At 63.9% G+C, this 13,296-nt stretch carries 13 protein-coding genes and 2 tRNA genes; 11 read left to right on the top strand and 4 right to left on the bottom strand.

What is annotated here, in order from left to right:
* The first annotated feature begins 20 nt into the window (after window positions 1-20).
* From NTZ43_06695 to hflX, 5 genes are all read left to right on the top strand, one after another.
* Window positions 21-737, top strand: a complete 717-nt coding sequence (locus NTZ43_06695; GenBank protein ID MCX5766893.1) for a ZIP family metal transporter — start codon at window positions 21-23, stop codon at window positions 735-737.
* Window positions 730-1,869: a glycosyltransferase gene (locus NTZ43_06690; GenBank protein ID MCX5766892.1), complete on the top strand. Its 1,140-nt coding sequence runs from the start codon at window positions 730-732 to the stop codon at window positions 1,867-1,869. The genes NTZ43_06695 and NTZ43_06690 overlap by 8 nt, the downstream gene beginning before the upstream one ends.
* A gap of 79 nt (window positions 1,870-1,948) precedes the next feature.
* The gene (locus NTZ43_06685; GenBank protein ID MCX5766891.1) at window positions 1,949-3,316 is read left to right on the top strand and encodes a replication-associated recombination protein A; all 1,368 of its coding nucleotides are present in this window, start codon (window positions 1,949-1,951) and stop codon (window positions 3,314-3,316) included.
* Window positions 3,313-3,780 (top strand): LEA type 2 family protein, encoded by a 468-nt coding sequence (locus tag NTZ43_06680; GenBank protein MCX5766890.1) that lies wholly within the window; start codon window positions 3,313-3,315, stop codon window positions 3,778-3,780. The genes NTZ43_06685 and NTZ43_06680 overlap by 4 nt, the downstream gene beginning before the upstream one ends.
* A gap of 1 nt (window position 3,781) precedes the next feature.
* A complete protein-coding gene (gene hflX, locus NTZ43_06675) occupies window positions 3,782-5,086 on the top strand; it encodes a GTPase HflX (protein MCX5766889.1) in 1,305 nt (434 codons plus the stop codon).
* A gap of 77 nt (window positions 5,087-5,163) precedes the next feature.
* Here hflX and NTZ43_06670 read toward each other — a convergent pair.
* From NTZ43_06670 to NTZ43_06660, 3 genes are all read right to left on the bottom strand, one after another.
* Window positions 5,164-5,237: transfer RNA gene (locus tag NTZ43_06670), tRNA-Val, on the bottom strand.
* Window positions 5,238-5,282: 45 nt separating this feature from the next.
* Window positions 5,283-5,355 (bottom strand) — tRNA-Ile (locus NTZ43_06665).
* Window positions 5,356-5,415: 60 nt separating this feature from the next.
* The gene (locus NTZ43_06660) at window positions 5,416-6,354 is read right to left on the bottom strand and encodes a DMT family transporter (GenBank protein MCX5766888.1); all 939 of its coding nucleotides are present in this window, start codon (window positions 6,352-6,354) and stop codon (window positions 5,416-5,418) included.
* Between the two features lie 135 nt (window positions 6,355-6,489).
* Here NTZ43_06660 and NTZ43_06655 point away from each other — a divergent pair, with 135 nt between their 5' ends.
* Window positions 6,490-7,500: a bifunctional ADP-heptose synthase gene (locus NTZ43_06655; protein ID MCX5766887.1), complete on the top strand. Its 1,011-nt coding sequence runs from the start codon at window positions 6,490-6,492 to the stop codon at window positions 7,498-7,500.
* Window position 7,501: 1 nt separating this feature from the next.
* Entirely contained in the window at window positions 7,502-8,515 is a 1,014-nt protein-coding gene (locus NTZ43_06650) for an asparaginase (GenBank protein ID MCX5766886.1), read from the top strand.
* A 71-nt stretch (window positions 8,516-8,586) separates the two neighbouring features.
* Here NTZ43_06650 and NTZ43_06645 read toward each other — a convergent pair whose 3' ends face one another.
* Window positions 8,587-9,174: a hypothetical protein gene (locus tag NTZ43_06645; GenBank protein MCX5766885.1), complete on the bottom strand. Its 588-nt coding sequence runs from the start codon at window positions 9,172-9,174 to the stop codon at window positions 8,587-8,589.
* 186 nt (window positions 9,175-9,360) lie between these two features.
* Between NTZ43_06645 and NTZ43_06640 the strand changes: the two genes are divergently transcribed.
* The 4 genes from NTZ43_06640 (at window position 9,361) to hemW (ending at window position 13,283) form a co-directional block, all read left to right on the top strand.
* Complete coding sequence (locus NTZ43_06640; protein MCX5766884.1) at window positions 9,361-9,999, top strand: carboxymuconolactone decarboxylase family protein; 639 nt, start codon at window positions 9,361-9,363, stop codon at window positions 9,997-9,999.
* A gap of 10 nt (window positions 10,000-10,009) precedes the next feature.
* On the top strand, window positions 10,010-11,032 hold the full coding sequence (gene obgE / locus NTZ43_06635) for a GTPase ObgE (protein ID MCX5766883.1): 1,023 nt from the start codon (window positions 10,010-10,012) through the stop codon (window positions 11,030-11,032).
* A 4-nt stretch (window positions 11,033-11,036) separates the two neighbouring features.
* Window positions 11,037-11,969 (top strand): DNA-processing protein DprA, encoded by a 933-nt coding sequence (dprA, locus tag NTZ43_06630; protein ID MCX5766882.1) that lies wholly within the window; start codon window positions 11,037-11,039, stop codon window positions 11,967-11,969.
* Window positions 11,970-12,158: 189 nt separating this feature from the next.
* Window positions 12,159-13,283 carry a radical SAM family heme chaperone HemW gene (hemW, locus tag NTZ43_06625; GenBank protein ID MCX5766881.1) on the top strand — a complete coding sequence of 375 codons (1,125 nt, stop codon included), beginning with the start codon at window positions 12,159-12,161 and terminating at the stop codon, window positions 13,281-13,283.
* The last annotated feature ends 13 nt before the right edge of the window (window positions 13,284-13,296 follow it).

The following is a 13,296-nucleotide window of genomic DNA, read 5'->3' as shown; positions in this document are numbered from 1 at the left end:
GGGCGTATGCGGAGGGTCGCGTGAGCGCGCTCCCCATACTGCTCGCGGTATTTGCGGCGCTCGCGAACGTGGCCGGAGCGGCCGTGGTGGTCTCGCGTCCGAACTGGAGTCGTGCGGCGCTCGAGTTGATGATCGCGCTGTCGGCAGGGTTTTTGATTGCGGTCGCGCTCGCTGACATTGTTCCCGAGGCGATTGCTCGGGGCGGGGAGCGGGCCGCGATCGTGATGCTCGCCGGCTTTGTGCTGGTGCACCTCACGCAGCACGCGTTGGTGCGCCATTTCCATTTTGGCGAGGAAACGCACGCGGTGTCGGAACGCGTGAGTCGGACCGCTCTCGTTGGGCTGCTCTTGCACACGTTCGTTGATGGCGTCGCCATCGCGAGCGCGTTTGCGGTGAGCGCACAACTCGGCGCGTTTGTGTTCGGCGCGATTTTCCTGCACAAACTGCCGGAGGGGCTCGCGATTTCCTCGCTGTTTGTGGCCGCCGGTGGATCGCGGCGCTCGGCGCTTGGGGCAGGCGCGCTCCTTGGCGCGGCGACGGTGGCTGGTGTGATCGCCACGAATGTCGTTGCGCCTTTGGCGGAGTACGGTCTCGCGTTGTCCGCTGGCGTCACGCTGTATGTGGGAGCGTCCAACCTGATCCCAGAGTTTCAGGGGAAGCCGGGCTGGCGCCACAACATCGCGTTCTTCGTTGGGTGTGCGGTGTACTTGATGGCGCGAGCGGTGGTTCGTGGCTGATCGGCCGCTGAAAATCGCCATCGTACACGACTGGCTCGTGCAGCCAGGCGGGGCGGAACTCGTGTTACGAGAAGCCTTTCAGCTGTTCCCAAGCGCAACGCTCTTTGCGCTGATTGATCATATGCCCGAGGCCGAACGCACAGCGCTAGCATTGCCGGCCGCGCGTACGAGTTGGCTGCAGCACGTGCCCGGTATTGCGAAGTCGTACCGGCGGTGGCTCCCGCTCATGCCGTTGGCGGCACGTTCGCTCAACACCACCGGTTTCGATGCCGTGCTTTCGATTTCGCACGCGGTCGCCAACGGTGTTCGGGTTGAGCCGGGAACACCGCATCTCTCGCTCTGCCTCTCGCCAATGCGCTACGCGTGGGATTTGCGCGAGCAGTATCTGGAGGAGGCTGGTCTCGATCGCGGAATCGTCGGCGGGACGGCTCGGTTTGTGCTGGAACGAATGCGGCGCTGGGACCTCGCCACGTCGTCCCGCATCACGTCGTTTGCCGCGATTAGTCGCTTCATTGCCGATCGGGTTCTGCGTGCATATGCACGGCCGAGCGAGATCATCTATCCGCCCGTGGACACGGAGTTCTTCACGCCGACGGACGACGCGCGCGAGGAGTTCTATGTGACGGCCTCGCGGTTTGTGCCGTACAAGCGCGTCGATCTCATTGCTCGCGCGTTTGCGGGCGGAAACCGAAAGCTCGTCATCATCGGTGATGGGCCGGACTGGGAGAAGGTGCGCGCGGCGTCGGGTCCAAACGTCACGCTCCTCGGCAGGCAGCCGCGTGAGGTCGTGCGCGATCATCTGCGGCGTGCACGGGCTTTTATCTTTGCCGCCGAGGAGGATTTTGGGATTGCGCCGGTGGAAGCGCAGTCGTGCGGCACGCCCGTTATTGCGTATGGTCGTGGTGGGGCGCTCGAAACGGTGGTTCCTCCCGGCGGTGCGGGGACGAGCGGCGTGTTCTTTGCGGAGCAGAGTGAGGCAGGGCTGCGGGGGGCGTTGGACGCTTTTGAGGCGTTGCAACCCGAAATCGCGCCCGACGACTGCCGCCGGAGCGCCGAACGTTTTTCGGTCGCGACATTCCGCGAAATGCTTCGCGCCTGGGTCGCGCGCGAAACATCACGGCGAGGCCGCTGACGTGCCGCCGAAGCGAGCGGAGCCCACGCAGCCTAGTGTTTTCGAGCAGAACGCGGGTCGTGCGCCGTTGGCGGCGCGGATGCGGCCGCGCACGCTCGACGAGGTCGCCGGACAGCCGCATCTGCTCGAGGCAGGGCGCGCCTTGCGGGAGAGCATTGAGCGCGGCGACACGGGTTCCATCCTCTTTTGGGGACCGCCCGGTACGGGAAAGACGACGCTCGCGCGGCTGATTGCGCGCTATGCCAAGGGAGAGTTCATCCCGTTCTCCGCCGTCACGGAAGGTATTCCGCGCCTCCGCGAAATTATGGCGGATGCTGAGAGGCGTCTCGCCATGGGGACGCGCACGATCTTGTTCATTGACGAGATCCATCGGTTCAATCGCGGGCAGCAGGACGCGCTGTTGCCGCATGTTGAGGCGGGGACGGTCACGCTCATCGGCGCGACCACGGAAAACCCGAGCTTCGAGCTCAACGGCGCCTTGCTCAGTCGCCTGCGCGTGTATGTGCTGGAGTCGCTGACGGCAGATGACATCAAGCAGGTCGTGCACCGTGCGCTCACAGACGTTGATCGCGGCTTAGGCGATGCGCCGATCGAGATCGACGCAGACGCGCTGCAGATGCTCGCCGACGAGAGCGACGGGGATGCGCGGAGGTCGCTGACGGTACTCGAAGCGGCGTCCAAACTACTCGCGCGTCCGGCGGCTTCGGCGGCTGCGGCGGTTGCGGCGGTTGCGGCGGTTGCGGCGGTTGCGGATGACGCAGCGGTCGTGCCGCGTCGACTTGGCGCACGCGAGGTGCGCGAGGCCTTGCAGTGGCGTGCTGCGCATTACGACAAGAGCGGGGAAGAGCACTTCAATCTCATCAGCGCGTATCACAAGGCACTGCGCGGCAGTGATCCCAACGGCGCCTTGTATTGGCTCGCGCGCATGATTGATGGCGGCGAGGATGGAATGTACATCGCGCGCCGCACGGTGCGGTTCGCAAGCGAGGATATTGGCCTCGCCGATCCACGCGCATTGCAGATTGCCATCGCCGCGCGCGATGCGTACCACTTCCTCGGCGCACCTGAAGGAGAGTTAGCGCTTGCGGAGGCTGCGGTGTATTTAGCGTCGGCGCCCAAGAGCAATCGCGTGTACACGGCCTGGCAAGCGGCGCAGGCGGCGGCGCGGCGCACACCGGCAGCTCCCGTGCCCAAACACATCCGCAACGCGCCGACGAGCTTGATGAAGGACCTCGGCTACGGTGCGGGGTATCAATACGCGCACAACGTGCCCGAGGCGTACATTCCACAAGACTACCTACCGGACGAGGTGGCGAAGGAAAACTTCTACACTCCCTCGTCGTTTGGTTTTGAAAAGGACGTTGCCAAGCGGCTCGAGTGGTGGGCGGAGTTGAAGCGTCGCGCTGAATCAGGGGACGAAACCGGAACTGTTGGGGAGGCTGAGTGAAGGCTCGTGTCTGGATGGTGACGCTGGCGGTGATAGCGGCGACGGTTGGTGGGTGCGCCTCGTTCGGACGTGCCGCGTTTGCGACGCCCGTTGTGGAGCTCAAGGATGTGCGTTTCAAAGGGATGGGTGCGACGGGTGGATCGCTGGACCTGATTCTCAGTGTGTACAATCCGAATGCGTATCGGCTCGACGCGCGCCGTGTGTCGTATCACTTGTTTGTGGACACGAATCAGGTCGCGATGGGCACGATCGACAAGCTGGTGACGCTCACCGAGCACGCCAAAACCGACGTCACACTCCCCGTGAGTTTCACCTTCCAGCAGATGCTCGGCGCCGCGGCCATACTGACGCGTTCCGGGAGTGTTGATTACCGCGTCGTCGGCCAAGTCACGGTGGCCACTCCGGCGGGCGATGTCACCAGACCCTACGAGAGCAAGGGACGATTCGATTCCCTCAGGCGGTAATATGTCACGCGAAATGATCTCGCTCGATACGACCGTGGAACGCGCCATCTTGGTTGGCGCGCCGCTGAAGCGGACCAATGCGCGGCACTTGATGGATGAGCATCTGGAGGAGCTCGCACGCCTCACGGATACGGCGGGCGCCACCGTCGTGGGCACCCTCACGCAACAGCTCGACCGGCCGGATTCTTCGACTTACATCGGGAAGGGGAAGCTCGACGAGCTCAAGCTGATGATGTCCGAAAAAGAAGCAACGCTGGTCATCTTCGACGATGAACTGAGCCCGGCACAGGCCAAGAATCTTGAGTTGGAGCTCAATAAGCGGGTCATCGACCGTGCCGAACTGATTCTCGATATCTTCGCCGTGCGCGCACGCAGTGCTGAGGCGAAGATGCAAGTTGAACTCGCGCAGCTCGAATACTCGCTCCCGCGTCTGACGCGCATGTGGACCCACCTCGAAAAGTTTCGCGGTGGCATCGGTGTTCGTGGTCCCGGCGAAACGCAGTTGGAGTCCGACCGCCGCATGGTGGGACATCGCATCAAGGTGCTCCAAGAGCGACTCGAAGAAGTGAAGAAGTCGCGCGAGGTGCAGCGGCAAGGGCGCAAGTCAGAGTTTCGGGCCGCGCTGGTTGGGTACACCAATGCGGGGAAGAGTTCGATTCTCAAATCGCTCTCGGGCGCTGCGGATGTCTTTATTGAGGATCGCTTGTTCGCCACACTCGACCCGCTGACGCGCGAAGTCGATATCGGCGAACGGCAGAAAACGCTTGTCACCGACACCGTCGGATTCGTGCGCAAATTGCCACACCAACTCGTCGCCAGCTTTCGTGCGACGCTTGAGGAGACGCGCGAAGCCGATCTGCTGTTGCATGTGATTGATGCGAGCCACCCGTCATGGGAGGAGCAGCGGGTGGTGGTGGACGAGGTGCTAGCCGACATTGGTGTTGCGGAGACGCCCGTCCTCCACGTGTTCAATAAGATGGATCGTCTGGCGCCCGAAATGGCCGAGGCGCTGCGCGCCCGGATTGCGAATCTGTTGCCGAACTCCGTGTTCGTGACGGCTCGCGGCGCCACGGACATTGCCGAGTTGACTGAGGCACTTCGGGCGGCGGCACGCGCCCGCACGCCGGTGGCCCACGTGAGAATCCCGGCGGGGAATGGCAAGCTCATTGCCGACGTGCACCGCAACGCGGAAGTGATCCAGTCCATGCACGATGAAGAAACGGGCGACGTGCTCCTCACCGCTCGGCTCGATGCCGCGCTTCGGGGGCGCGTGGAGCGCGAGGGCATCACGGTCGTGGACGGATAGGGGCGCCGACGTCCACCGCACACGCTCCCACACGCAAAAAACACCCCGGCGCCGGTCAGCGACGGGGTGTTATGCTATGGGCGCGCAGGGACTCGAACCCCGGACCTCTGCTGTGTGAAAGCAGCGCTCTAACCAGCTGAGCTACGCGCCCGTACAACGCCTGAGAACGATAATCGGCTGACGGTCGCTTTCCAAGTGGGCCCTGATGGATTCGAACCATCGCACTTCGAATTATGAGTTCGCTGCTCTAACCGCTGAGCTAAGGGCCCGTACACTACCCACAATAATAGTTTAGCCGCCGCCTGCGCACTGGCAAGCGTTTAATCCGGCTACGGGGCACGATCGTCGGTGCGCGCCGGCGCCCGAAGCGATGTCATCAAAATGCCGGTCAGAATGATCCCGCCGCCCGCGAATGTGTAGACGGACGGCACCTCTGCAATCCCCGGAATGAGCGCGGCGAGCATGGTGGCGCCCACGGGTTCCGTTAGCGCCACGAGGCTTACGACGTACGCGGGCACATAGCGGAGCGCCCAGTTGAATCCGGTGTGGCCCAGCAGCATGGGGCCAAACGCCATCGCACCGAAAATCGCCAGCTCGCGCGGTGGCTGGCCCAGCACCGGCGCGCCTGTCAGGACAGCAAGCACGCACACGCAAACAAAGCACGCGCCGTAGACGAGCCCCACATACGGCCAGAGATCCAGCTTCTGGCGCAGCCGCCGGCCAAACAAGAGGTACCCCGAGACCGTGATGGCGCCAAGGAGCGCCAAGACGTCTCCGAGGAGGGCGCGGGAGCCTAGCAGGGCGCTCGCGGACGCGGACGACCCGCGCAGGTCGCCCCAGGCAAGAACGACCGCGCCCGCAAGCGCCACCGAAATGCCAATGACCTGCCGCCCCGTCGGTCGCTCATGGAGCCAGAGCGCCGATCCGATCGCGACCATCGCCGGGCTCATGTTCACGAGCACCACACTCGCGGCCACCGAGGTCATGCTGATGGACGAGATCCAGCTCCAAAAGTGAAGCGCTAGCACCCCGCCGGCGGCTAGGGCCGCGCCCACATCGCCGCGCGTCAAGCGACGGTACTGGCGCCACGTGCCCGTGTAGACGAGAAACGCGGCGATCACCACCAGCGAGAATCCGAGGCGCCAGACCGCGATCGCCAGCGGAGCCGCGTGCGACAGGCGCACCAAGGGGCCGGAAACGGAAATCCCGACCGCGGCAGATGCCAAGACGAGGACGGGGGCGACCGGCGGAGCACGATGAGGCGACATGGGTTACAAAGGAAACAACGGGAGCGGGGGCGTCAAGCCGAACGGCACGATCGGCGGGCGAAGAGTCCCCACCCGCCACCAGCCGCGCCGGGGGTGCGCTTCCAACCAGCCGAACCTCAGCAGTAACTTGTAACCGTGACCACCCATTCGATTCCGCGCCCGCGCCTCGTAGCACTGCTCGCCAAAGCCGCCGCCCAACGCGTCGCGGTTGTAGGCGATGCGATGCTCGATGTGTACCTGCGCGGCGATGTCACCCGCATCTCGCCTGAAGCGCCGGTGCCAGTGGTGCGCGTTCGCGAGCGTCGCTACGCCTTGGGCGGCGCCGCGAATGTCGCGCAGAATGTGGCCGCGATCGCATCCGCCGTTGAACTCGTCGCCACCGTCGGTACGGACGCCAGCGCGACCCAACTGCGCGACATGCTTGGCGCTATTGGGAGTGATCCGCGCGGACTCGTGAGCGTGGACCGACCGACGACCACCAAGACACGCGTCGTTGCACGGGCGCAGCAAGTGGTGCGTGTGGACGAAGAAGTAGACGAAGATCACAGCGACGCGGCGGTGCAGGAGTTGCTGCGCGTCGTTGAGCGAGCGGTTGGGAGCGCGTCGGCGCTGGTGCTCGAGGATTATAACAAGGGCGTGCTCGTGCCAGTCGTCATCGCGCACGCGCTTCGCTGCGCCGCTGCACGCGGGATTCCCGTGGTCGTGGATCCCAAGTTCCGCAACTTCTTCGCCTACACCGGCGCGACCGTGTTCAAGCCGAATTTGCGCGAACTCGAAGACGCGATGGGCGCGGCCGTGGACCTCGAACACCCCGACACGCTCCCGGCGCTCGTCGACCGGCTCGGCGTGAGCGCGCTGTTGCTCACGCTGAGCGAACGTGGCATGGCACTCATCGAAAAGGGCACCAGCCGTTCGCCGAGCATTCATCGCATCCCCACCACGGCACGCGAAGTGTACGACGTCGTTGGCGCTGGTGATACGGTCACGGCGTGGCTCGCTGTCATGCTCGCCTGTGGTGCGACGCCACTCGAGGCGAGCATCATTGCGAACTTCGCGGCCGGCGTCGAGGTCGCCAAACTCGGTGCTGCCACGGTGACGCAGAGTGAGCTGCTCGCCGCGTTCGACGATCACCTCGGCGTCGCATAGGATGACCGCGCGCCGCCTGCTCAATCTCGACGTCGAGATCACGCGCGGCGACACGGTTGAGTCGCTCCATCGTGTGCACGGCGCCGTGATTGGCCCCGACGACCAACTCATTGCGGTCGCGCGCGACCACGAACTCGTGTCGATGTGGCGATCGTGCTCGAAGATGTTTCAGGTGATGCCGTTACTCGCGTCCGGTGGGTTTGATCGACTGCAATGGGGCACCGAAGAGCTCGCGCTCGCCTGCGCGTCACATGGTGGTGAGCCGGAACATCTCACCGTGGCCGCACGAATGCTGCAGTCGATCGGGCTCGAAGAAGGCGATCTCGCCTGTGGGCCACACGAACCGCTCTCCGCGCGCGGCGCCCGACTCGCCCGCGAAAGCGGCCGTCCACTCACGCGACTTCACAACAACTGTTCCGGCAAGCACTCGGCGATGCTCGCGCGCGCCCACACCATGGGCTGGACGACGCGCGGCTACGAACGCGCCGACCATCAGGTACAACGTGACTGTCTCTCTGAAGTCTCGAGTTGGTCTGGTGTGGCGGTGGATGATATGCCAATCGCCGTGGATGGCTGCGGGGTCACCGTGATGGCATTGCCACTCGAACGCATGGCGCTCAGCTATGCACGCTGGGGCCGCGCCGCGGTCGCGGGCGACGAACTGCCGACTCGAACGATGCGCGCGATGGTGGCGCACCCGCATCTCGTGGGCGGCACCGATCGGTTTGACACGGTCATGATTCGCGAGACCGAAGGACGCGTGATTACCAAGGTTGGGGCAGAAGGCGTGCACTCCATCGCGATTCCAGACCTCGGCATCGGCGCCGCGATCAAAGTGGAAGACGGTGCGCAACGTGCGCAGCACGTGGCGGTCATCCACCTGCTGCAACTACTCGGCATTCTCCCCGACGTGATTGAGGGGAAGCTCGCCGATTGGGTGGCCAAGCCTATCAGGAATACGCGAGGCGAGATTGTGGGTCAGGTGCGGCCCACCAATAGCACAAACGCCGCCTGAAGCAGGCGGCGTTTATTAGGTCGTGGCGCGTCCGAGCAGATCCGAAGCGCGCCGACCGGCGTGTGGCGAGCCTAGCGCTTTGTCGAGGCGCGCGTCGAAGTGCGAGGCGACGCGCTGGCAGGAGCTGCCGGAGCGGCCGCGGAGGCGCCATCCGACAACCCGCCCGTGCCCGGCGGCACCTGCTTGAACTGGAACTGCGTCACGTAGCGCGAGGGGGCGCCAAAACCCGAGTTCAGCTTCCAGCCGCGCGCTGCCTCATTGAGACAGGCATCGACAATATTGCCGGCGGCCGACGTCCAGCTGCTCTCCTGCACATACATCACGTCCGTCCCGACGACGCTCATGTTGAGCGTGACCGTGACGGTACCGGCGAGGTAGGGATCAACCTTTCGGCCAGAGGGGAAGCAGTTGGTGCCGCGAGCCAAGGCCGAAAGGGTGTCGCGCAGGCGAGCCGGCGCGGATTCGAAGCCCTTGCCAAGCTTGTCGGCGATATCCTTGGGCGATTTGACCGCCTGCATCACCGAATCAGCAAACTTTTGCTGCTGTTGGCGATACTTTTCGGGCGTCATTTGCGCGGACGCCTCATCGCCGGCCGCCTTGTCCTTCCCGCAGGCGGCGAGGGCGAGCAACGATACGACGATCGCGTTCTTGACGTTCATATTCCTCTCAGGCGTTCTGGCATCGGCGGTCTCGGCGGACTCAGGGGAGGCCACTTTGAAGGGGGTCGCGCCATTGCACCAGCTATGAATGGTAGCTTGATGCGCACGTCGCTGCCGGATTCGCCCTCTTTGCACTAGACGTCCAGCCTACTCCTGCAGTAACCCGCCCACACCCGGAATGTTTCGATGGCGCTCCCGAGCCAGCAGGACGCAATACTCCCGTCGTTCGATCCGCACACCCGTTTGCTCGTCCGGCTGGCGGCCTGCATTGCCGCCCGCCCAGAGGAGGACACGCGGTCCGCACTGTCCGCTTGCCTCGATGGGGGCGTTCCCGTGGTGTGGGTTGAAGAGTTGATTCTGCAGTCCTACTTATTTGCCGGATTCCCTCGCACGCTCAACGCCGCGCGCGAGTGGCGACGCCTAAGTGGTGTGGTCGCGCCGGAGTCCGACGCCAGCTACGCGGAGACGTACCAGTGGCGGCTTGCCGGAGAGGAAACCTGTGGCACTGTCTACGGGCCGTTTTACGAGAAATTGAGAGAAAACATCCGCGCCCTGCACCCGGCGCTCGACGAGTGGATGATCGTCGAGGGGTACGGCAAAGTGCTTTCACGCCCCGCGCTCGATTTAGGGCGACGCGAGCTGTGCATTGTCGCGGCCTGTGCCGCGGCGGGCCAAGATCGCCAGTTGCACTCCCATTTACACGGCGCTCGGCACGCTGGCGTGGCCAAATCGGTGGTCGGCGAGGCCCTGGAGGCGCTATCCGGAGTGGTGCCGGAATCCGATTTACAGCGTGCGCGACTGCTCTGGGCGAAGGTTTCCCGCTAGCTTTAGTTCAATGTTCATTGATCGCGTCGTAGTACGTGTGACCGCCGGTACCGGCGGCTCCGGTTGTACCTCGTTCCGCCGAGAGTGGCGAGAGCCCATGGGCGGTCCCGATGGTGGCGAAGGCGGCCACGGCGGTGACGTCATCGTGCGCGGTGATCACAACCTCGCCACACTGCTCGACTACAAGTACCGCGACCATTGGGAAGCCGAACGTGGCGAGCACGGTATGGGCGCCAACAAGACGGGGCGCTCTGGTGAATCCGTCGTGCTGCCTGTGCCGCCCGGCACGATTATCAAAGACACGGAGACCGGCGAGATCATCGGCGAGATTCTCCTGAACGGCGATGAAGTGGTGGTGGCCAAGGGCGGGCGCGGGGGCAAGGGCAATTCGTTCTTCGCAACCGCAACGCATCAGTCGCCGCGCGAGTGGCAGCCGGGTGAGGAAGGACAGCTCCGCATGCTGGAGCTTGAGCTCAAGCTGATTGCCGACATTGGATTGGTTGGGCAGCCCAACGCGGGCAAATCGACGCTGCTCTCGGTCATCTCGGCGGCGCGCCCCAAAATCGCCGATTATCCGTTTACCACGCTGTCGCCAAATTTGGGCGTCGTGCAGTTGAGCGATCGCCGCACCTTTGTGGTCGCGGACATCCCCGGAATTATTGAAGGGGCGCATGAGGGGAAGGGGCTCGGGCTACAGTTCCTGCGGCACATTGAGCGCACGCGGGTGCTGGCCTTCCTGATTCCCATTGATGCCATGGATGTGCAGGCGGAGTACGACCAGCTTCGGAATGAGATTCACCAGTATTCGGCGGAACTGGCGGCCAAACCGCACTGCGTGGTATTCACGAAGCTGGATTTGTTCGGCGAGCAGTATGTGCCCGAGATCGTGACGGAGGGGGCCTTTTCGGTGACCTCCGTGTCTGGTGCGGGGCGCATGGGGCTCGACGAGCTGAAGGATGCCTGGTGGCGGAAGATCCTCGATCTGAAGAAAGCCGAGCAGGCGAGTACGGTCCGCGACCCCTTCGCTCCCTGACCCAATGATCATCCTCCGGCGTGGCGCCCCGCAGTATCCCGCCTCGCTGGATGACCTGCACCACCCGCCGGATCCTATCTACGCACTTGGTGACGTGGCATTGCTCGACCGGTCGCCAGAGCGACTGGTGGCGATCGTGGGGACGCGGGATGCCTCGCCCTACGGTCTGCGGGTGGCCGAAGAGCTGGCGCGCGCGTTTGTCGTGGCTGGGGTTGGGGTGGTGAGTGGGATGGCGAGGGGGATCGATTCGGCGGCCCATCGGGCCGCGCTGGAGGCTGGGGGCGCCACGATCGCCGTGCTCGGAACAGGGGCGGACGTGCCCTATCCAGCCGGTAACCGGGCCCTCCACGAGGCCATTGTGGCCGGTGGACTGGTGGTGTCGGAGTTCGAACCAGGGACTCGAGCCGGCCCAGGATGCTTCCCGCGCCGGAACCGGATCATTGCCGCGCTGGCCCAGGTCACGATCGTGGTAGAGGCTCCGTTCAAGTCAGGGGCGGTCAATACCGCCTCGCAGGCCCTCGATTTGGGGCGAACGGTTGCCGCCGTTCCGGGGCCGATTGATGTCCCGCGAAGTGCGGGGTGCAACCTGTTGCTCCGCGACGGGGCGCAGTTCATCGCCTCGGTTGAGGACGCCCTGTCGCTGTTTGGGGAGCTCCCTCCACCGGTTGCTGCTGGCCCTGCGCTCGGGTATCAAGAGGGGAGGGTATGGGAGGCGCTGGCCGAAGGGGAGAGCAGCCCGGAAGGTTTGGCGTATCGGCTTGGGCTGTCTGTTCGGCAGGCGATGGAAATTGTGAGTCGCCTTGAGCTGCTCGGGCTTGTGTATGGAAACGACGCTGGAATGATTGCCAAAAGGCAGTTATCCACATCCGGTTTGGTGTCAAGGTCGGGCGCGGAGTCGGTTGGTCACGACGGCGGAGTCGAAAAGTTGGGGCGGTGAAAGTTGCCGAAACGATTTTCGAGGCGTTGAGTGTATTGCGACAAATAACTTTAGTGAAAATCTGTTATTCGTTGCTCTGTAATAGTTTGAGTATTTACTTTAAGTCATTATCAGCCGCTGGATTCTAGCGTTCCGGGCCTTCGCGCCACGGTAGATCAACTGGCGAGTACCGAACACTTTCATGCCCTCATGACCGAAACTCGCCACCTCTACGTCCACGTCCCGTTTTGTAGCAGACGCTGCTCGTATTGTGATTTTTCCATAGCCGTCCGAAGCCAGGTTCCGGTCAGCGAGTACGTCAGCGCCATTTCGGCTGAGCTCTCAGCTCGCCTCAAATCGGCTCCGGTAGGGCCGCTGAGCACCCTCTATATTGGCGGCGGCACCCCCACCAAGCTGGGAGCGTCGGGAATCACGGCCCTCTTTCGTGAGCTCCGGTCTCAATCCTTCGATATATCGCCAGACGCTGAGATCACCGTTGAGGCGAACCCAGAGGAGCTACACGACGATGCCTTGATCGCCGCCATGACCGGTGCTGGCGTGAACCGGGTATCCCTTGGCGTCCAGTCTTTCGACCAGTCCGTGCTCACATGGATGCACCGCGGCCACAGTTCGGAAATGGTGCGCCAGGCCTTCAAGAAGCTCCGAGCTGCGGGAATCAACGATATATCGCTCGACCTGATCTTTTCACTCCCAGGCGAACTCAAGCGCGACTGGACCAGCGACCTTGAACAGGCGCTCGCCCTCAATCCGACCCACATCTCGCTCTACGGTCTGACCGTCGAACCGCATACTCCCCTAGGCCGCTGGCAGGCGCGAGGGGAGGTCACGCTCGCCCCCGACGAGCGCTACGCTGAGGAGTTTTTGGAGGCCTCTCGAACCCTCGGGAGCGCTGGTTTCGACCATTACGAAGTGTCGAATTTTGGCCTGCCGGGGCACGAAAGCCGTCACAACTCCGCCTACTGGCGGCGGGTGCCATACCTCGGCATCGGGCCTTCCGCGCACTCCTTTGACGGCACCTCGCGCCGCTGGAATGACCGCGCCTACTCCCACTGGCTGCAACATGCGCTCGCCGGAACGGACCCAATTGAGGGTGTAGAGACGCTTGCCGCCGATCAGATCGTGGCGGAGGAGGTCTACCTGGGACTCCGCACTTCGCGCGGGCTACCGGAGCATTCCGATGATGCTGCGGTGCTCGCGGTTTGGGAGCGCGAGGGGTGGGCGTTACGCCGAGGCGGCCACATCTATATGACTACGGAGGGCTGGCTGCGGCTCGATACGCTCGCCGCCGCCTTGACTGCGGCCCGAAGTCGTTAGTATCATTAGACTT

The sequence above is a fragment of the Gemmatimonadota bacterium genome, assembly GCA_026387915.1.
Lineage (GTDB): Bacteria > Gemmatimonadota > Gemmatimonadetes > Gemmatimonadales > Gemmatimonadaceae > Fen-1231.
The sequence above is the reverse complement of the archived record's forward strand: the minus strand, read 5'-3'. Positions and strand labels throughout refer to the sequence as shown.